Source organism: Microbacterium songi, assembly GCF_042747925.1.
Classification (GTDB): Bacteria; Actinomycetota; Actinomycetes; order Actinomycetales; family Microbacteriaceae; genus Microbacterium.
This window is the reverse complement of sequence record NZ_JBHZIE010000002.1, coordinates 1-25,394: the sequence shown is the minus strand read 5'-3', so window position 1 is coordinate 25,394 and position 25,394 is coordinate 1. Positions and strand designations below refer to the sequence as shown.

At 69.5% G+C, this 25,394-nt stretch carries 24 protein-coding genes and 1 tRNA gene; 10 read left to right on the top strand and 15 right to left on the bottom strand.

Features of this window, described 5'->3' with window-relative positions; all coding sequences use genetic code 11:
* Positions 1-23 precede the first annotated feature (23 nt).
* The 7 genes from ACFM35_RS04100 to ACFM35_RS04070 form a co-directional block, all read right to left on the bottom strand.
* On the bottom strand, positions 24-1,181 hold the full coding sequence (locus ACFM35_RS04100; protein WP_378838742.1) for an ABC transporter substrate-binding protein: 1,158 nt from the start codon (positions 1,179-1,181) through the stop codon (positions 24-26).
* A 70-nt stretch (positions 1,182-1,251) separates the two neighbouring features.
* A complete protein-coding gene (locus tag ACFM35_RS04095; protein WP_378838740.1) occupies positions 1,252-2,061 on the bottom strand; it encodes an ABC transporter permease in 810 nt (269 codons plus the stop codon).
* On the bottom strand, positions 2,058-2,906 hold the full coding sequence (locus ACFM35_RS04090; protein ID WP_378838738.1) for an ABC transporter ATP-binding protein: 849 nt from the start codon (positions 2,904-2,906) through the stop codon (positions 2,058-2,060). The genes ACFM35_RS04095 and ACFM35_RS04090 overlap by 4 nt, the downstream gene beginning before the upstream one ends.
* Positions 2,903-3,832 (bottom strand): ABC transporter permease, encoded by a 930-nt coding sequence (locus ACFM35_RS04085; RefSeq protein ID WP_378838736.1) that lies wholly within the window; start codon positions 3,830-3,832, stop codon positions 2,903-2,905. Before ACFM35_RS04085 ends, ACFM35_RS04090 begins: the two co-directional genes overlap by 4 nt.
* Positions 3,829-4,848 carry a TIGR03842 family LLM class F420-dependent oxidoreductase gene (locus ACFM35_RS04080; RefSeq protein WP_378839469.1) on the bottom strand — a complete coding sequence of 340 codons (1,020 nt, stop codon included), beginning with the start codon at positions 4,846-4,848 and terminating at the stop codon, positions 3,829-3,831. The genes ACFM35_RS04085 and ACFM35_RS04080 overlap by 4 nt, the downstream gene beginning before the upstream one ends.
* 37 nt (positions 4,849-4,885) lie before the next feature.
* Positions 4,886-6,322 (bottom strand): dihydropyrimidinase, encoded by a 1,437-nt coding sequence (hydA, locus tag ACFM35_RS04075; RefSeq protein WP_378838734.1) that lies wholly within the window; start codon positions 6,320-6,322, stop codon positions 4,886-4,888.
* Between the two features lie 9 nt (positions 6,323-6,331).
* The gene (locus ACFM35_RS04070) at positions 6,332-7,180 is read right to left on the bottom strand and encodes a nitrilase-related carbon-nitrogen hydrolase (RefSeq protein ID WP_378838731.1); all 849 of its coding nucleotides are present in this window, start codon (positions 7,178-7,180) and stop codon (positions 6,332-6,334) included.
* A 243-nt stretch (positions 7,181-7,423) separates the two neighbouring features.
* Here ACFM35_RS04070 and ACFM35_RS04065 point away from each other — a divergent pair, with 243 nt between their 5' ends.
* Positions 7,424-8,968 (top strand): hypothetical protein, encoded by a 1,545-nt coding sequence (locus ACFM35_RS04065; protein WP_378838727.1) that lies wholly within the window; start codon positions 7,424-7,426, stop codon positions 8,966-8,968.
* Between the two features lie 24 nt (positions 8,969-8,992).
* Here the strand turns inward: ACFM35_RS04065 and ACFM35_RS04060 are convergent, their stop codons facing one another.
* Positions 8,993-10,264 (bottom strand): CDP-glycerol glycerophosphotransferase family protein, encoded by a 1,272-nt coding sequence (locus ACFM35_RS04060; protein ID WP_378838724.1) that lies wholly within the window; start codon positions 10,262-10,264, stop codon positions 8,993-8,995.
* 43 nt (positions 10,265-10,307) lie between these two features.
* Between ACFM35_RS04060 and ACFM35_RS04055 the strand changes: the two genes are divergently transcribed.
* The gene (locus tag ACFM35_RS04055) at positions 10,308-11,402 is read left to right on the top strand and encodes a glycosyltransferase family 2 protein (protein WP_378838722.1); all 1,095 of its coding nucleotides are present in this window, start codon (positions 10,308-10,310) and stop codon (positions 11,400-11,402) included.
* Between the two features lie 24 nt (positions 11,403-11,426).
* On the opposite strand, the gene ACFM35_RS04050 is transcribed toward ACFM35_RS04055, so the two are convergent.
* Genes ACFM35_RS04050 through ACFM35_RS04040 form a run of 3 tightly spaced genes read right to left on the bottom strand, consistent with a single transcriptional unit; the run spans position 11,427 to position 16,002 of the window.
* The gene (locus ACFM35_RS04050) at positions 11,427-12,911 is read right to left on the bottom strand and encodes a CDP-glycerol glycerophosphotransferase family protein (protein ID WP_378838720.1); all 1,485 of its coding nucleotides are present in this window, start codon (positions 12,909-12,911) and stop codon (positions 11,427-11,429) included.
* Positions 12,908-14,215, bottom strand: a complete 1,308-nt coding sequence (locus tag ACFM35_RS04045; RefSeq protein WP_378838717.1) for a CDP-glycerol glycerophosphotransferase family protein — start codon at positions 14,213-14,215, stop codon at positions 12,908-12,910. Before ACFM35_RS04045 ends, ACFM35_RS04050 begins: the two co-directional genes overlap by 4 nt.
* Positions 14,216-14,262: 47 nt before the next feature.
* The gene (locus tag ACFM35_RS04040; RefSeq protein WP_378838714.1) at positions 14,263-16,002 is read right to left on the bottom strand and encodes a trypsin-like peptidase domain-containing protein; all 1,740 of its coding nucleotides are present in this window, start codon (positions 16,000-16,002) and stop codon (positions 14,263-14,265) included.
* A gap of 98 nt (positions 16,003-16,100) precedes the next feature.
* Between ACFM35_RS04040 and ACFM35_RS04035 the strand changes: the two genes are divergently transcribed.
* Complete coding sequence (locus ACFM35_RS04035; protein ID WP_378838711.1) at positions 16,101-17,300, top strand: aminotransferase class I/II-fold pyridoxal phosphate-dependent enzyme; 1,200 nt, start codon at positions 16,101-16,103, stop codon at positions 17,298-17,300.
* 45 nt (positions 17,301-17,345) lie between these two features.
* Here the strand turns inward: ACFM35_RS04035 and ACFM35_RS04030 are convergent, their stop codons facing one another.
* From ACFM35_RS04030 to ACFM35_RS04015, 4 genes are all read right to left on the bottom strand, one after another.
* Entirely contained in the window at positions 17,346-18,167 is an 822-nt protein-coding gene (locus ACFM35_RS04030) for a carbon-nitrogen hydrolase family protein (protein ID WP_378838709.1), read from the bottom strand.
* Complete coding sequence (locus ACFM35_RS04025) at positions 18,164-18,679, bottom strand: DUF6328 family protein (RefSeq protein WP_378838706.1); 516 nt, start codon at positions 18,677-18,679, stop codon at positions 18,164-18,166. The genes ACFM35_RS04030 and ACFM35_RS04025 overlap by 4 nt, the downstream gene beginning before the upstream one ends.
* A 153-nt stretch (positions 18,680-18,832) precedes the next feature.
* A tRNA-Met gene (locus tag ACFM35_RS04020) sits at positions 18,833-18,906 on the bottom strand.
* A gap of 69 nt (positions 18,907-18,975) precedes the next feature.
* The gene (locus tag ACFM35_RS04015) at positions 18,976-19,401 is read right to left on the bottom strand and encodes a MarR family transcriptional regulator (RefSeq protein ID WP_378838703.1); all 426 of its coding nucleotides are present in this window, start codon (positions 19,399-19,401) and stop codon (positions 18,976-18,978) included.
* 117 nt (positions 19,402-19,518) lie between these two features.
* On the opposite strand from ACFM35_RS04015, the gene idi reads away from it, so the two are divergent.
* From idi to ACFM35_RS03980, 7 genes are read left to right on the top strand one after another with little or no spacing between them, the layout of a single operon-like run.
* Positions 19,519-20,088, top strand: coding sequence for an isopentenyl-diphosphate Delta-isomerase (gene idi / locus ACFM35_RS04010; RefSeq protein ID WP_378838701.1), 570 nt, complete (start codon positions 19,519-19,521; stop codon positions 20,086-20,088).
* Positions 20,088-21,152: a polyprenyl synthetase family protein gene (locus ACFM35_RS04005; RefSeq protein ID WP_378838698.1), complete on the top strand. Its 1,065-nt coding sequence runs from the start codon at positions 20,088-20,090 to the stop codon at positions 21,150-21,152. The genes idi and ACFM35_RS04005 overlap by 1 nt, the downstream gene beginning before the upstream one ends.
* Positions 21,149-22,081 carry a phytoene/squalene synthase family protein gene (locus ACFM35_RS04000; protein WP_378838696.1) on the top strand — a complete coding sequence of 311 codons (933 nt, stop codon included), beginning with the start codon at positions 21,149-21,151 and terminating at the stop codon, positions 22,079-22,081. Before ACFM35_RS04005 ends, ACFM35_RS04000 begins: the two co-directional genes overlap by 4 nt.
* Positions 22,078-23,679, top strand: a complete 1,602-nt coding sequence (gene crtI / locus ACFM35_RS03995; protein ID WP_378838692.1) for a phytoene desaturase family protein — start codon at positions 22,078-22,080, stop codon at positions 23,677-23,679. Before ACFM35_RS04000 ends, crtI begins: the two co-directional genes overlap by 4 nt.
* 1 nt (position 23,680) lies before the next feature.
* Positions 23,681-24,064, top strand: coding sequence for a lycopene cyclase domain-containing protein (locus ACFM35_RS03990; protein ID WP_378838690.1), 384 nt, complete (start codon positions 23,681-23,683; stop codon positions 24,062-24,064).
* The gene (locus tag ACFM35_RS03985) at positions 24,061-24,396 is read left to right on the top strand and encodes a lycopene cyclase domain-containing protein (RefSeq protein ID WP_378838687.1); all 336 of its coding nucleotides are present in this window, start codon (positions 24,061-24,063) and stop codon (positions 24,394-24,396) included. The genes ACFM35_RS03990 and ACFM35_RS03985 overlap by 4 nt, the downstream gene beginning before the upstream one ends.
* A complete protein-coding gene (locus ACFM35_RS03980) occupies positions 24,393-25,301 on the top strand; it encodes a prenyltransferase (RefSeq protein ID WP_378838685.1) in 909 nt (302 codons plus the stop codon). The genes ACFM35_RS03985 and ACFM35_RS03980 overlap by 4 nt, the downstream gene beginning before the upstream one ends.
* Positions 25,302-25,394: the final 93 nt, after the last annotated feature.

Genomic DNA, 25,394 nt, shown 5'->3' with positions numbered 1-25,394 from the left:
TGCCGCCGATCCCGGTCGGTCCCCTACTGACCGCCCTCGGTGAGGGTCACGTCCATCGGCGCGAAGTCCGCACCGGTGAGGTCGAGGCCCGCGTCCGCCAATTCGTCGTGGGCCTTCTGGATCCACTCGTTCGAGTACGCCGTCGCGGGCGGATCCTCGGTGATCAGGTGCGCGCCCGTCTCGTTCACGGCGGCGAGGGCTCCCTGAACGGTCTTGTCCCACGCGGCCTCATCGATCACGCCGATCCCCTCCGTCGAAGGCCAGATGAGCTTGTTGGTCTCGTTGACCATCCACAGCTCGTGGCTCGGACCCCAGGCGGAGCCCGCGGCGATCGTGATCTGCGACGCCTCCTCCGGATTCTCGGCCGCGTAGACCCACCCCTTGATGACGGCCTTGAGGAATTTGACCGTCGTCTCCTGGTAGGCGGTGTCGCTCGCGAGCTTCTCGGTGTCGGCCCAGATCGCGTCCTGGAGCATCGCGCCCTGCGTGTCCTCGTAGCTGACCACGTTGAAGTCGTCGGGCGTGTACAGCTCACCCGTGTCGGGGTTCGTCGTCTCGAGGAGCTGCGCGTACTCGTTGTAGGTCATCGCCTGCGCGGCGTCGATGTCGCCCTGCAGGAACGCGTTCATGTTGAAGTCCTGCGTGATGATCTGCACCGTCGTCGCGTCGAGCCCCTCGGCCGCCATCGCCGCGAAAATCTCCCACTCGTTCCCGAAACCCCACGAGCCGATCTTCTTGCCTTCGAAGTCGGCGATCGAATCGATGCCGGAGTCCGCCCACGACACCTGCAGGGTGCCGGAGCGCTGGAAGATCTGCGCGATGTCGGTGAGGTTCGCGCCGGCCTCGATCGACCCGAGCACCTTCGGCACCCAGGCGATCGCGTAATCGACGTCACCGTTGGCCAGGGCATCCTGAGGCACGATGTCACCGCCGGAGGGGATGATCTCGACGTCCAGTCCCTCCTCCTCGAAGAAGCCCTGGTCGGCAGCCGCGAAATACCCTGCGAACTGCCCTTGCGGCAGCCATTGCAGCTGCAGCTTGACCGGCGTCAGGTCTGCACCTCCGCCTGCGTCAGCCGATGAACCGCCGTCGTCGGTTCCTCCGGAGCAGCCCGCGAGGGCGAGCGCTCCGGTGAGGGCGATCGCCCCGGCGGCGAGCATGCGGCGTGTGCTGTGTCTCATGTCGTTCCCTTTCATGTCTTCGTGCGGTGATGGTTCGGTCGGGTGCGGTCGGGTCGATGCGACGGGGTCGTCACGCTGACCGTCTGCGGGTGACGAGTCGTTCGAGCAGAAGGGCGACGACGTAGAACACGAGCCCGAGGAGGATGGCTGCGAACACGTACGACCAGGCGCGGGCGTAGGCGCTCGTCGCGGCGGACGTCGAGATCAGGCCGCCGAGCCCGCCGCGCGGCCCTCCGAAGTACTCGGCGACGAGCGCGGAGATGACCGCGAGCGACGATGCGATGCGGATGCCCGTGAAGACGAAGGGCGCTGCCGTGGGAAGCGTGACCGTGCGCAGCACCTGACCGCCCCGCGCCGCGTAGACGCGCATCAGGTCACGGTGCACGGGGATGACCTGACGGAAGCCGCGGAGGGTGTTGAGGAACACGGGAACGAACGATGCCAGGGCGGCGATCGCCTGCCGGCCGAACTGGCTGTCGGCGCCGAACATGGAGTTCAGGACGGGGGCCAGGGCCACGATGGGGATCACCGCGAGACTCGCGACGACCGGTGCGGCCATCTGGTCGAGCACCCTCCACCGCGCAGCCAGCGCTGCGAGGAGGACTCCCCCCAGGGAGCCGACGATCAATCCGACCAGCGCGTTCGTGCCGGTGATGGCGGTGGCGGAGAGGATCGCGGGGCCGAACTCGACGAACTGAGCGGCGATCGCGGCCGGGCTGGGCAGCAGGTAGTCGCTCACTCCCACGACCCCCACCAGGAACTGCCAGCCGCCCAGCACGATCGCGCCCACGACGGCCGGCGCGATCACGCGAAGCCAGGCATCCCGCCGGTCCCGCGCGCGAGCCAGGGATCGCACCGCCCCGGACATGGCCGACGTCATCTGTTCTCCACACCGCGCGCGGTCGGAGTCCCCTGATGCAAAGCCTCGCGCACCGCCGTCACCATCTCGAAGAACGAGGCGTCCTCGCGGAGTTCGTCGGTGCGAGCTGCGGTCTGCTCGAGGCTCATCGGCACGATCTGCTGGATGCGGCCCGGGCGCGGCGACATCACGACGACGCGGTCCGACAAGAAGACCGCTTCGGGAATGGAGTGCGTGACGAAGACGACAGCGGCACCGGTCTCCGCGCAGATGCGCACGAGCTCGGTCTGCATGCGCTCGCGGGTCATCTCGTCGAGTGCGCCGAAAGGCTCGTCCATGAGCAGCAGGCTCGGTCGCTCCGCCAGCGCCCGCGCGATCGCGACCCGCTGCTGCATCCCCCCCGAGAGCTGGTCGGGGTAGCGGTCGGCGAAGTCCGAGAGGCCCACCATCTCGAGCAGCTCGGCGATCCGGGCTCGTCGGGCTGCGGCATCCGTCCCGTGCAGTTGCAGCGGAAGGCCGACATTCCCGGCCACCGTGCGCCACGGCAGCAGCCCCGCCTGCTGGAACGCGATGCCGTAGTCCTGATCGCGACGCGCACGGTCGGCGGTCTTCCCGAACACCCGCACACTTCCGGCCGTGGGCTGATCCAGATCGGCGATCAGTCGCATCAGTGTCGACTTGCCGCAGCCGGACGGTCCGATCAGCGACACGAATTCCCCCGCCGACACGGTGAGGTCGATCGCCTGGAGTGCGTGCACCGGGCCCGTTCGCGTGTCGAAGACCTTCTCGAGGCCCTCCACGGTGACCGCGTCCGCCCCCGGAAGACCGGTGCGGGATGTCTCGTCGCGTGCGGTGCTTCCAGTCATGCGCTGACCTCCACGCGTCGGTAGTCCTTGAGGATGAGTCCGAGGATGGCGACGGAACCCGCGGCGACGAGCCCGAGGACGATGGCGCCGAAGATCGGCCCCCACGCCTTGGCGGGGTCGCCGGAGGCCTGGCCCGCGTACTGGATGAGGATGCGGCCGATACCGCCCTGGAGGCCGGTCGACACCTCGGCCACGACAGCGCCGACGACAGCATTGGCGGCGCCCAGTCGGAGCGCGGGGATGAGGTAGGGCACCGCCGCGGGGAACCGGAGGTGGCGGAGCGTCGACCAGTGTCCCACCGCGTACGTGTGCATGAGTTCGAGGTGCAGCCGATCGGGAGCCTGGAGGCCGCGCAGCGCCCCGATGGCCACGGGGAAGAACGCCAGGTAACTCGCGATGAGCGCCACGCTCATCCAGTCCTGCCACTCGAACGCCCCGACCTGGATCCGTGACCCCCAGCTCTTCACGATCGGGGCGAAGGCGATGAGCGGCACCGTCTGAGAGAGGACGATCCACGGCAGGAGGCCCCATTCGGCGAGGCGCCAGCGCTGCATGAGCATGGCGAGTCCGATGCCCACGACGACGCCGACCACCCACCCGGCGGCCGCGATGCCGAGCGTGACGAGGGCCGCCAGCAGCACTTCGACCCAGAGCGGGCGGGCGCCGGGCGCACTCGTGACGGGCTCGAGCAGACGGGTTGCCATGTCCCACACGTGCGGCATGGCGAGATCGGTGGGACGGGGAAGCACGCGCAGGTCGCCGACGACGACGCCGTCCGCCGGAGCGATGAGCTTGTACACCTCCCAGAGCACCGCCACCGAGACGAGTCCGACGATGCCCCACAGCCAGGCGCGGGACCGCCGTCGGGGGCGCCGGTGCAGGGATGGGGGTGGGACGGCACGATCTGCGAGGACCGATGCCGTCACGACTTCGCCGTCACGTGGTCGGCGAGTGCGGGGATCACGGTCTCGCCGTACACGCGCAGGGTCTCCTCCTTGTTGTCGTGCTGGAGGTAGCCGGCGAACTGATCGACGCCGAGCGCCTTGAGCTCCTCGAGTTTCGCGATGTGATCGGGGGCCGTCCCGAGCAGACAGAACCGGTCGATGATCTCGTCGGGCACGAAGTCCGTGTGCGTGTTGCCCGCCCGTCCATGCTGGTTGTAGTCGTATCCCTGGCGCCCCGCGATGTAGTCGGTGAGCGCCGCCGGGACCGACCCGGTGGACGCCCCGTACTTCTCGACGATGTCGGCGACGTGGTTACCGACCATTCCTCCGAACCAGCGACACTGATCACGCATGTGCGCCCAGTCCTCGCCGATGTAGAACGGCGCAGCGACGCAGATCTTGACGCTCATCGGGTCGCGTCCGACCGCTTCTGCCGCGCGTCGCACCGTCGTGATCATCCACCGCGCGATGTCGATGTCGGCGAGCTGGAGGATGAAACCGTCGCCGACCTCTCCCGCCAGCTTGAGGGCCAGGGGGCCGTAAGCGGCCACCCACACATCCAGGGTGCTGCCGACCGACCACGGGAACCGCAGGGTCGCGCCGTTGTACTCGACCTCGCGTGAGTTCCCGAGTTCGCGGATGACGTGGATCGATTCCCGCAGCGCCTTCAGCGTCGTCGGCGCGCCGTTGGTGACGCGCACCGCGGAATCGCCTCGGCCGATCCCGACGATGGTGCGGTTGCCGAACATCTCGTTGAGGGTGGCGAAGACGGACGCCGTCACCGTCCAATCCCGCGTCGCGGGATTGGTGACGAACGGTCCCACCGTGATGCGCCGCGTCTCGGCGAGGATCTGGCTGTAGATGACGTAGGGCTCCTGCCAGAGCAGATGCGAATCGAACGTCCATACGTGCGAGAACCCGTGCTGCTCGGCGAGCTTGGCCAGCGCGATCGTGCGGGACGCGGGAGGGTTGGTCTGGAGGACGGCACCGAAATCCATCATCGGACCTCTTTCTGCGGGAGGAGGCGTGGGGTCATCACGTGAGGTACTGGCTCAACCCGCGCTTGAGGAAGGATCCGTGTCCCGCGGCGCCGAGATACTGCCCGTCGTCGACGACGACGCGTCCGCGCGAGAGCACGGTGTCGACGTGTCCGTCGATCTCGAACCCCTCCCACGCGGAGTGGTCCATGTTCATGTGGTGGGTCTTGTCGTACCCGATCGACGTGTGACCGCGCGGGTCGTAGACGACGATGTCGGCGTCCGCCCCCGGAGCGATCACCCCCTTCCTGCCGTAGAGGCCGAACATGCGGGCCGGGGTCGTGCTGGTCAGCTCGACCCAGCGCTCGAGCGTGATCTCGCCCGTGACGACGCCCTGGTACATGAGGTCCATGCGGTGCTCCACCGAACCGATGCCGTTCGGGATCTTGCGGAAGTCCCCGAGGCCGAGCTCCTTCTGGTCCTTCATGCAGAACGGGCAGTGGTCGGTCGAGACCATCTGCAGGTCGTTCGTGCGCAGCGCCTGCCACATCGCGCCCTGATGGCCTTCCTCATGGGAGCGCAGCGGCGTGGAGCACACCCATTTCGCACCCTCGAAATGCCCCCACTGCTCGCTGGACGCGCCGAGCTGTTCCTCGAGCGAGAGGTAGAGGTACTGCGGACACGTCTCGCCGAAGACGTTCTGACCCTTGTCGCGCGCCGCTGCGAGCTGTTCGACCGCTTGCTTGGCGCTGACGTGCACCACGTAGAGCGGCGCACCGGTGAGGTTCGCGAGCATGATCGCGCGGTGTGTGGCCTCCTCCTCCATCTGCCACGCCCGCGCGATGCCGTGGAAGTAGGGGTCGGTCTTGCCCTCGGCCACGAGCTGCTCGGCGAGCACATCGATCACCGGGCCGTTCTCGGCGTGCATCATCGTGAGCATGCCCGTGTCGCGCGACACCTGCATCGCTTTGAGGATCTGGGCGTCATCCGAATAGAACACGCCCGGATAGGCCATGAACAGCTTGAAGCTTGTGATCCCCTCGTCGATCAGGCCGGGCATCGCCGCGAGTGCATCGCCGTCGACCCCGCCGATGATCTGGTGGAAGCCGTAGTCGACGGCGCAGTTCCCTGCCGCCTTCTCGTGCCAGGCCGCCAGTCCGTCCTGGATGCGTTCGCCCGTCCGCTGCACGGCGAAGTCGATGATGCTGGTCGTCCCGCCCCACGCCGCAGCACGCGTGCCGGTCTCGAACGTGTCCGATGCGGCCGTGCCGCCGAAGGGCAGCTCCATGTGGGTGTGCGCATCGATGCCGCCGGGGATCACGTACTTCCCGGTGGCGTCGATGATGCGGTCGACGGATGCCGCGATATCCGTTCCGAGGAGGTTCGAGCCCGGCGCGAGCACCGCGACGATGCGCTCGCCGTCGACGAGGACGTCGGCTGCGGTCCGTCCGGTGGCGCTGACGACGGTGCCGCCGGAGATGAGTGTGGTGGTCATCATCGCCGCCTACGGTGCCGTGATCTCGCCGTAGGAATCCGGCCGACGGTCGCGGTAGAACTGCCAGTCGTCCCGCATCTGACGCACGAGGTCCATGTCGAGGTCGCGGATGAGGATCTCCTCGTGCTCGCCCGAGCCGAGGGCGCCGACGTAGTTGCCTCGCGGATCGACCACCTGGCTCGTGCCGTAGAAGTTCACCGCTTCATCGCCGTACTCGTTGTCTTCGAGCCCGACCCGGTTGGGGGCGAGCACGAAGTAGCCGTTGGCGACGGCCGCGGCGGGCTGCTCGACCTCCCACAGACGATTGGACAGGCCTGGCTTCGTGGCGTTCGGGTTGAAGGCCAGATGGGCTCCGTTCAGTCCCAGCTCCCGCCACGCCTCGGGGAAGTGGCGGTCGTAGCAGATGATGACGCCGACCTTTCCCACCGCGGTGTCGAACACCGGGTACCCCAGGTTGCCCGGACGGAAGTAGAACTTCTCCCAGAACTTCTCGACGTGCGGGATGTGATGCTTGCGATAGCTGCCGAGGATCGTGCCGTCCGCGTCGACCACGACCGCGGTGTTGTAGTAGACCCCGGTCTGCTGCTCCTCGTAGATCGGCAGGATCATCACCATGTTCAGCTCGGCGGCGAGGGCGGCGAAGCGCTGCACGATCGGACCGTCGGCGGGTTCGGCGTACTCGTAGTACTTCTTGTCCTGGGTGATGCCGAAGTACGGCCCGTAGAACAGTTCCTGGAAGCAGATGACCTGCGCGCCCTCCGCCGCCGCGTCCCGGGCGAACTGCTCGTGCTTGTCGAGCATCGACTCCTTGTCGCCGGTCCAGGTCGTCTGGGTGATGGCCGCTCGTACGATCGCCATTGTCGCCTCCGTCGTGTCGCTTGCTTGTCATTGTTCGGCCCCAACGTTTCGTCGCTGTTTCGCCGATCTTGCAATCGTTCTCCGGCTCGTCCTCGTCGATGAGAAGCCGCGTCCGGGATCGCTCGGGGTGAGCCCGGATGACCCGAACGTACACCGCGTCCGCGCGACGCCAGGGGCCACGCAGCGGTGGTCGGGTAAAGTTCCGGCTGACCCGCCATGCCGAAGGCCGCCGACAGGGGGACCATGACCGGCACCGCTCCACCCGTCGTCCCGCGGGCTCTCGGGGATGTCGCTCATCGGCGGATCGGGTACCGCGAGCCCCTCGTCGTCATGCTCGGTGCCGTCCTCGTGGTGGTCGTGCACGCCCAGGGCATCGGCGTCCCCTCGCCGTGGTACGACGAGGCGGCGACTTATTCCGGCGCCTCCCGGACATGGTCGAGCCTGTGGTCGATGCTCGGCTCGATCGACGCCGTGCACGGTCTCTACTACGCGCTCCTGCACCCGCTCGCCCACGCCGTCGGTCCGGACATGTCGGCCCTGCGGCTCACGTCGGCGCTCTGCGTGGGTGCCACCGCGGCGGCGGTGTACGCGCTCGCACGCCTCTTCGGCACGGCCTGGTCGGCGGCGGCGGCCGCGATCCTGTTCGCCGGGTTGGGACGCGCTACGTGGATGTCGACCGAAGCGCGCTCATTCGCACTGGCGACGCTCCTCGCCTCGGTGCTCACACTGCTCCTGGTCGTCGCGCTGCGCGCGCGACGCGCGACCGCGCCGGCCCTCGCCTACGGCGCTGTGGCGCTGGTGGCGATCCACGTGTTCGTCTATCTGGTGTTCGTCGTCGGAGCGCACGTGGTCGCGATCCTCTGGCTGCGCATCCCCGCCGAGCGCCGGTGGCGGCTCCTGGGGGCGGCGGGGACGGCGGCGGCGCTCAGCATCCCTCTCGGACTCGTCGTGCTCTCCCAGCGGGGCCAGCTCGGCGGCACGTTCCCCCTCGATGCCGACGCCATTCGTCATGTGCTCGTCGGCGGATTCTTCCATCGCGAACTGCTGCAGGCGCTGCTGGCCTGGTCGACTCTGGCGGTGGCCGTGGCCGTCATCTCGGTCCGGCGTCATCGGGAGACGACGGCGGCATCCGGTCACGCGGCGTCTTCCTCCCCATGGCCGGTCCTCGTGCCCTGGCTGGTGCTGCCGGCCGTCGCCGTCATCGCGCTCTCCTTCGTCGGCCCGTCCGTCCTCCAGCCGCGCGCGCTCGTGATCTCGGCGCCCGCCCTCTGCGTGCTCCTCGCGGAGGCGACTCGGCGGGCGTTCGGCAGGGTGGTTCCGCTCGTCCTGGTCGTCGTGATCGTGGTCGCGGGTGCCGGCGCATTCCCCCTCAACCGCGAGCTGACGTCGAAGAACGCGGACTGGCCCCTCGTCGCGGCCCACCTGGCATCCTCGTCGACGCCATCCGACGGCGTTCTCTACTCCACGCCGATCGACTACCGGACGTGGCCGAGTCTGATCGGACTGGTCTATCCGGGGGACGTCGCCGACCTGACGGATCCGACCCTTCTCACACCCGGTGACGAGCGCGCGACCCTCTTCGCGGAACGATCCTCCGCGACGGCGGCCGTTCCCGCGATGCGAGAGAAGGCGCGCGTGTTCTACGTCCGCAGTCGCGCGTTGTCGGCGGCCGATATCGCCGACGACCTCCGTGCCTTGCGCGAAGCCGGACTGACGCGATCGGAGGTGTGGGACGGGCCGCTGACATCGGTCGAGACGTGGGAGGCACGCGGCGCCGACGCCCCGTGACCCGGTCCGCCCTCGGGGAGCACGTCAATCGTCGAGGTCCGCGTCCTCCCCGACGGTGTCCGCACCGGAAGCGGGAGCCCGACGATGCCAGACCTGCCAGTCGTCCATCAGTCGTTCGATGGCCGCGCGGAATCGAGCGGTCGCCGCGCCCGGCGCCGTGTCCCCGAAGTAGTGGCCGACCCAGTGCTCGAGGCGGGCTGTCGCCTCCGGGTCTCGCAGCAGCCGGTCGGACGCGGCCACGATCTGCGGCGCGTCGGACGCCTCGAGCCATTCGCATGCCGAGAGGTAGCCGTGGTCGTCGACGATCGCCTCCACCTCGACGGGTCGGGTGATCAGCAGCGGCTTGTCGGCGGCGAGGCGGTCGTACACCATGGCGGAGATGTCGACGATGGCGACATCGGCTGCCGCGAGCTGCCATCCGAGATCGGGTCCGTCGTCGAAGACGTGGTGGGCGTCCGCATCCGCTGCGTTGGCCGCTTCGAGCGCGGCCACGATCCGCCTGTTCGCCGCTCCGTAGGCGGGATCGACCACGCCCGACCGAGGATGCGGCCGGTAGATCACCCGATGCATCCCGGTGGCGAGCAACGCACGCACGAGCGCTTCGCCGTGCGTGGCGATCGACCCGTACCGGGCGGACGGACGGTCCCCCTCCCAGGTCGGGGCGTAGAGCACGACGATGCGTCCGTCGGGGGTGTACGGGAGGATCCCCGAATAGTGGTCGGCCTGCGGGCGGCCGATCTGGATCGTCCGGCGGTCGAGATCGTAGTCCCACAGCATGCGCGAGAGGCGTTCGCGAGCGGCCTCGCCCGCGATGAAGGCGTAGTCGTAGGCCTTGTACTGGTTCGTGGTCATGTACATCTTGTCGGACTCGCCGTGGTTGATGAAGACGTGCCAGCGATGCCCGTAGCGGAACATCTGGAAGTTGCGCGTGTTCTGGTTGACGTACAGCACGACGCGGATGTCCTGCGCGGCGAGGAAGTCCTCGAGGTCTCGCACCGACGGCACGAAAGCCACCGGAAGCGAATTCTCCTGCAGCAGCGCCTGCGCGCCGGTCGCGGACCGGCTCAACACCACGACCGGCCACGTTGCAGCGATGTCCGCGAGCGGTCGATACCACTGGCGTATCTGGTACATGTTCACGACGCCGTCCGCGAAATACACCGCGACCCGGTAGTGCTGAGCAGGGTGCGGCGCGCGCTGCGCGGTCATGCGGCGGATGTCACGCACGGCGGATCTGCTCACCAGCGCCTTGCGGACGAAGCCCACGGCGGTCTGCACATCCGATCCGAGGCCCATCACTCCACCCTAGCCAGCAGGGGCGACATGACATGATCGACGGATGCACGTGCACGAAGCGGGACGACGGGATGCTCCCGCCACGCCGGACAGCGCGGGCGTCACTTTCGTCATGCCGGTGCTCAACGAACGCGCCTACCTCGAGCGGGCGGTGCGGACGGTCCTGGACCAGGACGTGCCCGGGCCCGCGGAGCTGATCCTCGCCCTCGGGCCCTCGAGCGACGGCACCACCGAACTCGCGCAGAGGTTGGCCTCCGAGGACTCGCGCATCGTGCTCGTCGACAACCCGGCCGCCGACATCCCGGTCGGCCTCAACCTCGCCATCCGGGCCGGATCGCATCCCACCATCGTGCGTGTCGACGCCCACTCGGAGCTCTCCGCGGACTACACCCGCCGCGCGCTCGGCGTGCTGGCGCGCACGCGGGCGGCCAATGTCGGCGGTGTCATGCGCGCCGACGGCAGGACGCCGTTCCAGCGCTCCGTCGCGCGTGCCTACAACTCCCCCATCGGGCTCGGTGGCGGCGCCTATCACGGCGGCACCCGGGAGGGTGAAGCCGAGTCCGCGTACCTCGGCGTCATGCGCCGGGCGGTCCTCGACGAGGTCGGACTGTTCGATGAGAGCATCCGGCGCGGCGAGGACTGGGAGCTCAACCTCCGCATCCGCCGCGCCGGCTACCGCGTCTGGTTCGACCCCGCGCTGTCGGTGACCTACTGGCCGCGCGAGAGCTGGGTGCGCCTCGCTCGTCAGTTCCGCGCCACCGGCGCATGGCGCGGCGAGCTCGTGCGGCGCTACGGCAGACGCAATTCCCTGCGGTTCTTCGCTCCGCCGATCCTTCTGCTCGCCCTCGTGGCGGCGATCGTGATCGGGGTCCTCCAGCTCACCGGCATCGTTATCGGCTGGTGGTCGCTGGTGCTTTCCGTGGTCTACCTTCCCTTGCTCGCGTACGTCCTGCTCGTCCTGGTAGTCGCCATCGGACCCTCGGGCGGGACGGGATGGCGCGACAAGCTGTGGATGGCCGCCGTGCTGCCGACGATGCACCTGTCCTGGGGCTTCGGCTTCCTCGTCGGGGTGGCGCGCGGTGCGCGCGACACCGTCGACACCTCGAGGCTGGGCGACCGGAACACGCCGCTTCCCTGACGGCGGAGCATCCGTGCCCGTCGCTCAGGACGGATCGAGGAGTCCCTGATCGATGATACGCGCGACCACCCGTTCGGCTGCTCTTCCGTCGTCGCGCGCGTTGAACTTGGCGCGCCACGCCGCGTAGCGTGCGGCGAACTCCGAGGGGTCGGTGTCGCGCAGAGCGGCGATGAGGTCGTCCTGCGTGCGCACGACGGGTCCGGGCGCGTAGCGCGGCAGGTCGAAGTAGAACCCCCGCAGCTCGCCGCGATAATGCTCGATGTCGGGGACGAGGAAGTACATCGGCTTGCCCGTCGCGGAGAAGTCGAACATCACCGAGGAGTAGTCCGTGATGAGCGCATCGGCCGCGAGCAGCAGCTGTGCGGTGTCGGGGAAGCCCGTGACGTCGATGACGCGCGGACCCTCGGCATCTCGCCCCGGCTGAAGGGTGCGCGAGTGACCTCGCACCAGGACGACCGCATCGGATGCCGCGGCCAGCGCCGCCGGATCGACGAAATCGACCATCTCGGTGCGGTCGTCGCGCCACGTCGGCGCGTAGAGCAGCACCCGTTCGTCGGGTCCGATGCCGAGTGTCGCGCGTGTCGCGGCTCCGTCGCCGGTCGTGAGCACATCGTTGCGCGGGTATCCCTCAATCCAGATGGGGCGGCGCAGGAACGCGTACGCCTTGCTCAGGATGCGCGCAGAGTAGGGGTTCTGCGCGAGGAGCACGTTCCAGCGCCGCGACTCCTTCACGACCGCGACCGCCCGCCGGGGATCGAACCCGGGGCGATGCAGCGCGAGGCGCTTCAACGGCGTGCCGTGCCAGGTCTGCAGCACGATCTGTCCCGTGCGGCGCGAGAACCGGCGGCGCAGCCAGTCGTTCACCACGAGCAATCGCGCCGTGCCGCGGGCGCGCCACCACTCGGGTGTACCGTCGACCACGGCCACCGCGCCCTCGGGCACCTGCACCGAGAGGTCGATCACGCTCCAGTACCGCGTGACGTGCGGAGCGCGCCGCGCGAGCTCGCGGTCGATCGCGAGAGGATTGCAGCTCGCGTTCCGTCCGTAGAAGCTCTCGAAGAAGACGGCGTTCTCCACGCCGCCCGGACGAGTCGCGTAGCGTCGCTCGAGGGCGTCCTGCCCCTCGCCGGAGTCGTAGGCGGGGTCCATCGGCGGCCCCACGGTCAGCACGCCTTCAGCCAGCTCCGCACGCAGGGTTCCGAGCTGGGCGAGGGGGACGGATGCTGCGGCTTCCGCTCCGGCACGGGTCGAGCTCTCCCCGCCGTCGGGTGTGACATCGAGGGCATACTCCCCCGCGGGCAGCGGAAGCTCGGGGCCACCCCAGCGCGACGCCCTGAGCGGCGCGTGTGCGCGCCACGTTCCTGCGTCCTCGTCGGTCGTCACCTCGGCGTCGACGTGCGCGCGCGGTCCGCGCAGCACCACCGCCGTGGGCACCGGCTTCTCGCCGGTGAGCACGAGCGCCGGCTCGTCGCCGGTCTCGAAGTACGCCGACACGATGGGACCGCTCATGAGCTTCCTCCTGCAGTGAGTCCGGTGCGGGCATCGATGCGCCCGACCGGTGTCCGGCGCCCCCGCCGCGACTGGATCGCACGATACACACGCTGGGTGTTCGACCCGTCGCGGAAGGCGTGCACGCGGTCGCTCAGTTCACGGGACCGCTGTCGGCGCCGTTCCGCCTCGACGGCGTCGCCGAGCACGGCACCGAGGTCGGCGGCCGCGCGCGTCCAATCGCTCGCCCAGTCCTCGCCGGCCACGTCCACGAAGCGTCCGTAGAAGCCGCGACGGCTGCCGTACTCCTCGACATCGGGAGCCAGGTAGATGACGGGGAGCGGCACGAGCGCGGCATCGAATGCCAGCGACGAGTAGTCGGTGATGAGCGCATCCAGTGCCGGCAGCAGTGGAGTGACATCGGCGACGACGTCGCTCCCGATCAGGCGCACGCGCGGGGTGGCCGCGGGAGGGGTGTAGTGCCCGGCGCCGAGCGGGTGCGATCGGATGAGGAGCACGGCGTCGTTCGCCGCGAGCACCTCTTCGAGCAGCTTCCACTCCGACGGCGTGGGGATCGCAGGATCGACCTGTCCGTCGCGCCAGGTCGGCGCGTAGAGCACCAATCGGGTGTCGTCAGAAAGCTCGCCCACCGCCGCGACGACACCGGCGCGCGCGGCTGAGCGGCGTTCCTCCGCGGTGCCTCGCGACAGCACGTCGACGCGCGGCTCGCCCGTGACGGGCACGCAGCCATCGGCCAACGCGAAGGCGGACTGCAGGCGTCCGCGCACGAGGTGGGATGCGGCGGGCAGAACGCGGATGCCGCTCACGGTCCGGCGATACAGCTGGTGCAGCACGCGAGAGGCCACGACAGCGGCGAGTGAGGGCCGTGCGCGCCCGCTCAGACGCGTCGTCTCGGGCGAGTCCAACCCGATGCGCTTCAGCGGGATCCCGTGCCAGAGCTGCACGACGAACGCCCCGGCGACGGCATACCGGTTGACGTCGCCGAGGCCGTGCGTGACGACGACCACGCGGGCCCTCGCCGTCCGCCAGAACCCCTGCAGCGAGTGACGACGGACGAACGGAATGCCGCGGGCCGCAGCATCCGCCCTCTCGCGTGCGCTGTCGCCGAGCCACACGGCGCGATGCCCACCGGCGGCGACGACCGGCCAGAGGGCGAGCGCTCCGTCGGCGACCCCGACACCGCAGCCGAAGACCCATTCGTCCCGCGAGCGCGGGATGACGAGGGTGGCGAGCCGGCCCGCGACGTACAGCGGGATGCGCATCAGCTTCCGCGCGTTACCCGCGCCGAAAGAGAAGGACGCCACCCCGCGAGCCTATCGCGGGGTGGCGTCCTGATCGTGAGTGGCCGGGGTTACTGGCCGAGCGTCCCGAGGGTGACGTCCGCCGTCGCCGTCTTGCCGTCGCGTACGTACGTGACCGAGGCCTGGCTGCCGGCCGCGGCCGCCCGCACCTGAGCGGTCAGGTCCGTCGCGTCGGTGACAGGGACACCATTGAACTCGGTCACGGTGTCGCCGACCTGGAGCCCGCCGCCCGCTGCCGCGCCGCCGTCGACGACTTCGGAGATGTAGGCACCGGAGATGGTCGAGCCGTCGACCGACGCCGCGTCACGCACCCCGGCGCCGAGCAGACCGTGCGTCGCCGATCCGTTGTCGATGATCTCGGTGGTGACCCGCTTGACGATGTCGGACGGGATCGAGAAGCCCACGCCGATCGAGCCCGACTGGCTGCTGCTCGTCGTGCCGCCGGCCGTCGCGATGGCGACGTTGATGCCGATCAGTTCGCCGTCGCCGTTCACGAGAGCGCCGCCCGAGTTGCCCGGGTTGATGGCCGCGTCGGTCTGGATCACGGCGATCTTGATCGTCTCGGTCGCGGACTGCTGCTGCGTGCCCTGACCGTTGTCGAAGAAGAACGGGCCGTTCTGACCGTTGCTCTCACCACTGTCGCCGCTGTCACCCGAAGAGTCGCCCGATTCCGGAGCGGCCGACGAGGCGATCTCGATCGAGCGGTTGAGCGCGCTGACGATACCTGTCGTGACGGTGTTCGAGAGTCCGAGGGGCGCGCCGATCGCGACCGACTGGTCGCCGACGTTGATCTTGCTCGAATCGCCGAACGTGATGGGCGTGAGGTTCGACGCATCCTCGAGCTTGATCACCGCGAGGTCGTACGTCGGGTCGGTGCCGACGAGCGTGGCGGAGTACACCTTGCCGTCGGACGTCGTGACGCGGATCGTGGGGTCGGATGTCGCGCCGTCGAGGGTGACGACGTGCGTGTTGGTGGCGATGTAGCCGTCGGCGGTGAGGACGACGCCCGACCCGGTGCCGCCCGACGTACCGCCGGAGACCTCGATCGTGACCACGCTGGGCGTCACCTTCGCGGCGATCGCCGTGGTGGCCGTCACCGAGTCGGTGTTGTTGACCGTGACGGTGCCCGGTCCGGACGCCGGAGCCGAGGCAGACGTGCTCCACATGTTGACACCCGCGTAGGCGCCGCCCAGGCCCGCGGCACCGCCGACGAGCGCCGCCGCCACGATCAGACCGACCACGGCACCGGCGCCGGAGCGCTTCTTGGCCGGGGCGGCCGTATCGGTCGTGACCGATCCGGCGTACGCCTGCGTCGGATGCAGCGGCTGAGTGGGCTGCGTCGGGTGGGTGCCCTGAGGCGCAGCACCGAACGCGGCACCGGTCGGGTAGGCGTACGTGCCCTGCTGCGGCGCCTGCGGGCTCTGCGGCGCGGAGGCGCCGGAGTATGGCTGCGGCTGCTGGGGGGCGCGGGGGGCGTCATACCCCTGCGCGGTGTAGCCGGTGCCCGAGGGCGGTGCCCCGGTGTACGCCGGCGGGGCAGGCGGCGCGGCCGGCGCGCTCTGGGCAGGCGCGTCCGGGCTGGGCTCGCCGGGTGCGGACCCGCTCGCGGTCGGCTGGCCGGCGGCCGGCTGGGCCGGCGCGTCCTGAACCGGCGCGCTCTCGACCGGCGCTCCGGCATCGCTGCCGTGCGAACCGTCCGAGGACTGGGGTGTGACCGACGCGGCTGAGCCGTCGTCGGATGACGTGGATGCGGCGAACTCGTCCGGGCGGTCGCCCTGGGTGTCACTCATGATTGCTCCTCTTTCCAGGCACTGCTCACATTGTCAACCGTTCCTGTGGATTTCTTATGCCGAGGGTGGGATGGACCTATGGGAGTAGCGTGAAGCAGATGCACGACCTCGCAGGCGCCTGGCGCCGCACCGCGCAAGGCGCGGGACTGCTCGCTCCGGACGGCTCCTCCCGCCCCACCATCTTCGCCGAGATGAGCGCGCTGGCGGCGAGAACCGGCGCGATCAATCTCGGCCAGGGTTTTCCCGACGAGGACGGCCCGGCCGTCGTGCTCGACGCAGCGCGGGATGCGATCGCGCATGGGGTGAATCAGTACCCGCCCGGCCGCGGCATCCTCGACCTGCGGGTGGCCATCACCGAGCACCAGAAGAGGTTCTACGGTCTGACTCTCGACCCGGAGCGGGACGTTCTCGTCACGGCGGGTGCCACGGAGGCGCTCTCGGCCACGCTCCTCGCGTTGATCGCCGGGCCCGAGGACGAGGTCGTCGTCTTCGAGCCGTTCTACGACTCCTATGCGGCGTGCGTCGCCCTGGCCGGCGCTCGCCTCGTCACGGTGCCGCTCCGCCGGCCCGACTTTCAGCCCGACCTCGACGATCTGCGTCGTGCGGTCACCGACCGGACACGCCTGATCCTGGTCAACGACCCGCACAACCCCACCGGTGCGGTGTTCTCCGCCGAGGTGCGCAGCGAAGTGGTGCGGCTGGCGGAGCGCCACGACGCGGTGATCGTGACCGACGAGGTGTACGAGCACCTCGTCTTCCGTGATGCCCACGTGCCCCTCTCGACCCTTCCCGGAGCGTGGGAGCGCACGCTGACGATCTCGTCCGCCGGCAAGACGTTCTCGACGACGGGCTGGAAGATCGGCTGGGTGTCGGGCCCGGCCTTCCTGATCGACGCGGTCCTTGCGGTCAAGCAGTTCCTGACCTACGTCAACGGGGCCCCCTTTCAGCCGGCGATCGCGACCGGCCTGCGGTTGCCCGACGCCTTCTTCCGGGGCGTGGCCGACGAGCTCCGCGTCAAGCGCGATCTGCTGGGCGCCGGACTCCGCGCGGCCGGGTTCGAGGTCTCCGTACCGCAGGGGTCGTACTTCACGGTCGCGGCGATACCGACGGATGAGGGGACGGATGCCGCGGACTTCTGCCGCTCCCTTCCCGAGCGTGCCGGCGTCGTGGCGATCCCGCTCACGGCGTTCGTCACGCCCGAGCGTCGGGCGGAGTACTCCCGGCTCGTGAGGTTCGCAGCGTGCAAGCGCATCGACGTGCTCGAGGACGCGGCATCCCGTCTCGCCGTTCTCGCCTGACACGACGAGCGCGCACTCGAGCGGCGCGGGGGCACCGCCTGCGGATCAGTCGCGGGGAACCACCCGATAGCGCCGGAGCGCCAGCGCGGGGTTGACCCGGCGCACACGCTCGACGGCGGCGCGATCGAGGTGTGCGACGACGACGTCGGTCGTGACGCCGACCGCGGCGATCTCGACCCCCTGCGGGTCGACGATCATCGAGTGGCCCACGCCGAGCGGCGGCGGGTGATCCGCGGCCAGCACGTAGGACGTGTTCTCGATCGCCCGGGCATGCAGCAGCGTTCGCCACTGCTGCTCCTTCAGCGGTCCGCGGACCCACTCCGCGGCGACGAGCATGACGTCCACCCCGGCATCGGCAAGCGTCCTGGAGACCTCGGGGAACCGCAGGTCGTAGCAGGTCTGCATGCCGAACCGCAGACCGTCCACCTCGAAGGTCTCGGGGGCGCCGATCTGCCCCGGCTCGACCCAGTCGGATTCGCGCTGTCCGAACGCGTCGTAGAGGTGCAGCTTGCGATAGCGGGCACGGACACCCTGTGCATCCACGGCGACCACCGTGTTGCGTACACGCCGATCATCGCCTGCGCGCTCCAGCAGCCCGGCCACCACGTGCGTGTCGAATCGTGCGGCGATCTCTGCGAGGCCGTTCGTGAAGTCCCCGCCGATCTCTTCCGCGTGGTCGGCCAATGACGCGTCGAACGGGTCGATGAAGTAGCTGGAGTACTCGGGGAACAGCACGACACGTGCGCCTCGAGCGGATGCCTCGCCGGTGAGCTCGTCGATCAGCGTCAGATTGGCCGCACGGTCGGCGGTCGGTGCGAACTGCGCGACCGCCACCACGACCCTCGCCGGGTCTGCGTGATCGGTCATGAATGCTCCTCGGCGGGGTGACGGCGACGGACGATGAAGGGGATGACGAGCCAGAGCACAGCGATCACGAGGCCCAGGCCCGCGACGACGATCCACGCGGCCTGGATGTCGATGACGACGTCGAAGACGAAGGCCACGACGCCCACCAGCAGAAGGGCGACGGCGCCGAGCGCGGCTACTAGGGCGACGTGTCCCAGCGTCACCAGCGTGGGTTTGACCTGTCGGCGGAAGAGCGCCCGGTGCAGCGCCACCGGGGCGAGCGCGATGATGGCGCTCAGCGCCGACAGCACGATGAGGGCGAGATAGAGCATCCGCTGACCCGTGGTGAGCTGCGTGAACGCGGGCTGAAAGGCGAGCGCGAGCAGGAAGCCCGTCAGGATCTGCGTGCCGGTCTGGAGCACGCGCAACTCCTGGAGCACCTCCAGCCAGTTGCGGTCGGCCCGTTCCACCGGGCTCTCGTCGCGCCCGTCCGCCCGGTCGTCCAGGGAGTCCGGGTCTCGCAGCGTGGCCATGCGTCCACCCTGCCCGGGCGGGGGTCTTCGGGCAAGCCGGGTGCACGTGCGGCGTGAATAGGGTGGGCGCACTCGGGCGTCGCGATGTTTTTCTCCACGACCACTCCGACACAATGACGAAGGCCCCGGCGAACCGGGGCCTTCGTCATTTCGTTGCGGGGACAGGATTTGAACCTGCGACCTCTGGGTTATGAGCCCAGCGAGCTACCGAACTGCTCCACCCCGCGGCACAAGAAATGAGCCTAGCACGCGATCCGGGGGGCGGCGAATCGAGGCGCCGGCGCCCTGCGACCCGTTCAGTCGCCGTCCATCACGGCGCCGACATCGGACATGAAACGCGTGACAACCGCCAGTTCGTCTTCGCTGTACTTCTGCGCTGCTCCCCGCATCTCGAGGATCTTCTCGCCGAGCTGTTGGAAGAACTCACGCCGCGACGCATCCGTGAGCACCACGACCCGGGCACGACCATCGCGCGGGTGCGGCCGCCGCTCGAGATGACCCGATTCCGTCAGACGATCGAGCAGCTTGGTCGTGGACGCCGTCGAGATGCGGAGGTGATCAGCCAGGTCGCGCGGGCTGACGGCCACACCGCGCTGCTCGCGCATGATGAGCATGCGCAACGCCGCAAGATCGGTCGCGTTCATGTCCATCCCGCTCTTCATACCGCTGTGCATGCGATCCATGGCATCGCCGAACGCGCGGACCTCGAGCAGCGCAGACATGACAGCATGGTCATGTTCGGTCTGCGGCACCCACCGCTCAGCCATCGGACACCCCCTCGCCGCTGCAGTGATATCGTCCCACGACTTAGCTAGCTAAGCTAGCGAGCGGAGGAATACATGATCGACACAGACAGAGTCGTCCTGCTCGACGACGACGGCCGCGAAATCGGCACCGCCCTCAAGAGCAGCGTGCACGGCACGGACACCGCGCTGCACCTCGCCTTCTCGTGCCATGTCGTGAACGACGACGGGCAGGTCCTCGTCACGCGGCGCGCGCTGGGGAAGACGACCTGGCCGGGAGTCTGGAGCAATTCGTTCTGCGGTCATCCCCGACCTGCCGAGCCCGTGCTGTCGGCCGTGCAGCGTCGCGCGGATTACGAGATCGGCCTCGAACTCTCCGACATCGAGCTGTCGCTCCCCCTGTTCCGCTACCGCGCCGTCGATGCGAGCGGCATCGTCGAGCACGAGATCTGCCCGGTGTACATCGCCCGCGCACACGCGGAACCGGTTCTCAACCCGCTCGAGGTGGCCGACTCCCGCTGGGTGGATCCCACCGACCTCGCCGCTGCGCTCGTCGCGACGCCGTGGGCGTTCAGCCCCTGGCTCGTCCTCCAGGCCGAGCAGCTGCACCTCTTCGGTGGCACGCGCTCCGCATCCCCGCCCCTCGAAAGTCGCCGAGCGTCTTGATGAAGCTGCGCACAGACCCCGCCGAGCGTGCCGCGATCGACGCCGAGATCGACGGTGCCCTGCAGCGCATCCAACACCGGTCCGCCCGTCTCGGTCCGCACGCGGTCCAACTCGCCGACGCCATCGCCCGTGCGGCAGGCGGCGGCAAACGCTTCCGACCGGCCCTGGTCGTGAGCGCCTTCCGTGCGTTCGACGGCTCCGTCGCGGCGACACCCGCGCTGTACACGGTGGCAGCGGCGTTCGAACTGCTGCACACCGCCTTCGTGGTGCACGACGACGTGATCGACCACGACATCGAGCGACGCGGCATCCCGAACATCTCCGGCGAGTTCCGCGAGCTGGGTCGCCTGCTGGGCGCCGACGCCGCAGGATCGACGACTCTGGGTGACGCCGCCGCTATCCTGGCGGGCGATCTGCTCCTGCACGAGGCCGTGCGCATGATCTCGCTCGCACCGCTCGAGACCGCACTGCGGACAGCTCTCCTCGAGCTCATCGACGAGGCCGTGTTCGTGTCGGTGGCCGGCGAGCTGGCGGACGTCGTGAATGCGCTCTCGGGTGACGGCGCCGACACCGATGCGATCATGGGCGCCACGCACGACAAGACGGCGGTGTACTCGTTCGGCGCCCCGCTCGGCGCCGGTGCCGCCCTCGCGGGAGCCACCAGCATCCAAGCGGAAGCCCTGCTGGAATGCGGGAGCAGTCTGGGCCTCGCGTATCAGCTGGGCGACGACCTCATCGGCGCCTTCGGGACGCACGATCAGGCCGGCCGTGAACCCGGCGGAGATCTGCGCGAGGCGAAGCGCACTCCGCTGGTCGCGATGGCACGGGACACGGCGTGGTGGCCCGAGGTCAACATCGCCCTCTCCCAGGCGCACACCGGCCCCATCGCCGTCCGCGAAGCGCAGCGGATCCTCGACGAGAGCGGCGCGAGGATCGGCCTGGAGGCCGTCATCGGCCAGACGCTCAATCGGGCACGGACCCAGGCCGCGACACCCGTTCTCCCGGAGTCCGCCCGCGATCTGCTGCGGGAGCTCGCCGACGTGCTCGAGGCGAGGCTCCGGTGAGTCGCGCCGCGCGCACCGGGCTCGCGCTGTACGACAGGACGGCGCGGGATGCCGCGGCCACGGTCATCACCGCCTACTCGACGTCGTTCGGCCTCGCGTGCCGGCTGCTCGGTCCCCGCGTGCGGGGACACGTGCGCAGCATCTACGCCCTCGTGCGCGTCGCCGACGAGATCGTGGACGGACCCGCCGCGGAGGCGGGCATGGACCAAGCGGCCGAGCGTGAGGTGCTGGACGCGCTCGAAGCCGAGACGATGGCGGCCATCGCGCGCGGGTTCAGCGCCAATCTCGTCGTGCACGCTTTCGCCCTGACGGCGCGCGAGTGCGGCATCGGCGCCGACCAGATCGCACCGTTCTTCGCGTCGATGCGCACGGACATCACGCAGGCGGCGCACGATCGGGCGTCGCACGACGCCTACGTGTACGGCTCCGCCGAGGTCGTCGGGTTGATGTGCCTGCAGGTGTTCGTCAACGCGGGGCGTGCGCACCCGATCGCACCCGACCCCGCGCTCGTCGACGGGGCTCGACGACTCGGGGCCGCGTTCCAGGACGTCAACTTCCTGCGCGACATCGAGGACGACACGGCGGCACTCGGACGGGACTACCTCGGCGACCGGAACTCCACGGTCCGTCGCGCAGAGGTGCTCGCGCGCATCGACGCCGACCTGGCGGCGGCCGCGGCCGTGATCCCGGCCCTTCCGGCCGATTCCCGACGCGCCGTGCGCCTCGCACACGACCTCTTCGCCGAACTGGCCGCACGTCTTCGCCGGGACTCCCCGCCCTACACCCGGGTCCGCGTCCCCGACCCCGTGAAGGCGCTCATCGCCGCCCGCGCGTTTTCCGGCCGTCTCAGCCGATCCTCACCCTCCCGCGACAGCGGAGAATCGAGGGTGACGACATCTTCCGCGACAGACAAGGACGTGCCCGCATGAGCAGCCACGCGATCGTGATCGGCGGCGGCATCGCCGGTCTCGCCACCGCCGCCCTCCTCGCCGACGAAGGACACCGTGTGACGGTGCTCGAGGCCCACGGCGAGCTCGGAGGTCGAGCCGGGTCGTGGGAGAGCGAGGGCTTCCGATTCGACACCGGCCCCAGCTGGTACCTCATGCCGGAGGTCTTCGACCACTTCTTCCGGCTGCTCGGCACCACGTCGGCGGAGCAGTTGGACCTCGTGCCGCTCGAGCCGGCGTATCGGCTGTACACCGAGACGGAGCGGGCGCCCCTCGACATCGTCTCCGGTCGCGGCGCCGCCACCGCACTGTTCGAGGACATCGAGCCCGGCGCCGGCGCACGCCTCGAGGCCTATCTCGATTCCGCGGCGGACGCCTACGAGCTCTCCGTCACGCGGTTCCTGTACGACACCTACGAGACCACGACGGGCCTCCGAGACCCCGCGCTGCTCACGCGGCTGCCCACGCTTGTTCCGCTCCTCACCCGCACGCTCGCCTCATACATCGACAAGCGCTTCCACGACCCGAGGCTGCGCCAGGTGCTCGGCTACCCCGCCGTCTTCCTCGGCGGATCTCCGTACGGCGTGCCGAGTCTCTACCACCTCATGAGCCACCTCGACCTCGACGAGGGCGTCGTGTACCCGCAGGGCGGCTTCACGACGATCATCAAGGCCATCGAGGGCCTCGCGCGCGCTCGGGGCGTCGAGATCCGGACGAACGCCGAGGTGCTCGAGATCACCACGTCCGCAGGCCGCGACGGCACCGACGCGCCGCGTGCGGCATCGGGGCGGCCCGATCGGACTGCGGCCACCGGGGTCCGGCTCGCCGACGGCACCGCCCTCACCGCCGACATCGTCGTGTCGACAGCCGATCTGCACCACACCGAGACGAAGCTCCTGCCGCCCGCGCTTCAGACCTACCCCGAATCGTGGTGGACGAAGAAGACCCCGAGCCCCGGCGCGCTCCTGATCATGCTCGGCGTCCGCGGACGCATCCCCGAGCTGGCTCACCACACCCTCGTGTTCACGGACGACTGGCGGGCGAATTTCGAGGCGATCTTCGGGCCGACTCCGCACATCCCCGAACCCGCGTCGATCTACGTGTGCAAGCCGAGCGCGACGGATCCGGATGTCGCGCCGGAGGGGTCCGAGAACCTGTTCGTGCTCGTTCCGATCCCGGCAGACCCGTCGCTGGGACGAGGTGGGGTCGACGGAGACGGTGACGCCCGGATCGAGGCTGCCGCCGACCACGTGATCCGGCAGATCGGCGAGTGGTGCGGCATCCCCGACTTCGCCGAGCGCGTCGTCACCCGCCGCACCGTCACTCCGGGGGACTTCTCGCACGACCTGCATTCCTGGCGCGGCAATTCCCTCGGACTGGCGCACACGCTCGGGCAGAGTGCCGTGTTCCGGCCGCGGAACGCCTCGAAGAAGGTCGCAGGGTTGTATTACGCGGGTGGATCGGTGCTTCCCGGTATCGGCCTTCCCATGTGCTTGATCTCGGCCGAGCTCGTCGTGAAGCGACTGCGAGGCGACCACACCGCCGGACCCCTCCCCGAACCGATCCCCGCGAAGGTCTGACGTGCCGGGGCTGTACCTCCTGGCCATCCTGGTCTCGGCGGCCGGCATCGCGGCGATCGACGCCCGCGGACGGCTGGCGGCGTGGCGCGCGCCCGGCCGCACAGCTCTCGTCGTCGTCATCGGCACAGCGTTCTTCCTGGTCTGGGACGCGGTGGGCATCGCCACCGGCGTCTTCGTGAAAGGCGGCAGTCCCCTCCTCGTCGGCATCGATCTGGCCCCGCAGCTCCCGATCGAGGAACCCTTCTTCCTCGCGTTCCTCTGCTATCTTGCGATCGTGGTCTGGGCCGGGGTGCAGCGCCTGCTCGCTCGACCGCGCCGCGACCCCGGGCGCCGGAGCTCCCCCGCCGCCATGTCGAAGGCTGCGCGCCGCGAGGACGCCTCATGACCTACCCGCTCATCGTCCTGCCTTTCGTCGTGGTCACCGCGGTGATCACGCTGTGCACACTGGCACGCCCCCGTTTCGGCCGCCGTATGGCGGCCTCCGGCATCACCGCGGTCGTGCTGCTCGTCCTGACGGCCATCTTCGACAATGTGATGATCGCCGCGGGCCTGTTCACCTATCCGCCGGTGCACCTGAGCGGCCTGCGCATCGGCGCGGCACCTCTCGAGGATTTCTCCTACCCGCTGTGTGCCGCGTTCCTCCTGCCGGCGCTGTTCACCCTGTTCTCCCGTCGCGCGCGCCCCGGCCCGTCCGATCTCTCGGCCGGTCGCGCATGACCGACCGATCCGCTGCGCGCCTGAGCGCGGCATCCGTCCTGCAGACCCTGTTCGTCTCATCTCGTCCGGTGAGCTGGATCAACACGGCCTTCCCGTTCGCGGCGGCGTACCTGATGACCACGCGCCACGTGGACGCGACGCTGGTCGTCGGAACGCTGTTCTTCCTGATCCCCTACAACCTCGCGATGTACGGGATCAACGACGTCTTCGACTACGAGTCGGATCTGCGCAACCCGCGGAAGGGCGGTGCGCACGGAGCCGTGCTCGACCGCCGGCTGCATCGCCTGACGCTGTGGGCCGCCGGCCTGAGCTGTCTGCCGTTCGTGGTCTATCTGGCGATCGTCGGCTCGCCCCTGTCCTGGCTGGTCCTGGCGATCAGCCTGTTCTTCGTCGTGTTCTACTCGGCGCCCCCGCTGCGCCTCAAGGAAGTGCCGTTCGCGGACTCGACGACGAGCAGCATCCACTTCTTCTCGCCCGCCGTCTATGGTCTGGTCCTCGCGGGCGCGTCGTGGACCGCACCGTTGTGGGCCGTCATCCTGGCGTTCGCGCTGTGGGGTGTCGCATCGCACGCCTTCGGCGCCGTGCAGGACGTGGTGGCGGACCACGAAGCGGGCATCGCTTCGATCGCCACCGCACGCGGGGCCCGCTGGACGGTGTGGTTCGCTCTGGCCTGCTACACCGCCGCGGGCGTCGTCATGCTCTTCACCGCGTGGCCCGGTCCCCTCGCGGCGGTGCTGGTGATCCCCTACCTCGCCGCCGTGTGGCCGTTCCGTGCCGTGACAGACGACACCGCACAGACGGCGACGCGGGGGTGGCGGCGGTTCCTCTGGATCAATCAGGTCGCCGGCTTCGGCGTCACCCTGCTGCTGTGCTGGCGCTGGCTGATGCCCGTCACCGCAGGTTGATCTTCTGACGGCCCGCGCCGACGCGAGCCTCCGCGGGGGGGGGGGGGGGGGGGGGTGCTGGGGGGGGGGGGGGGTTAGGAGACAAAATGGAGG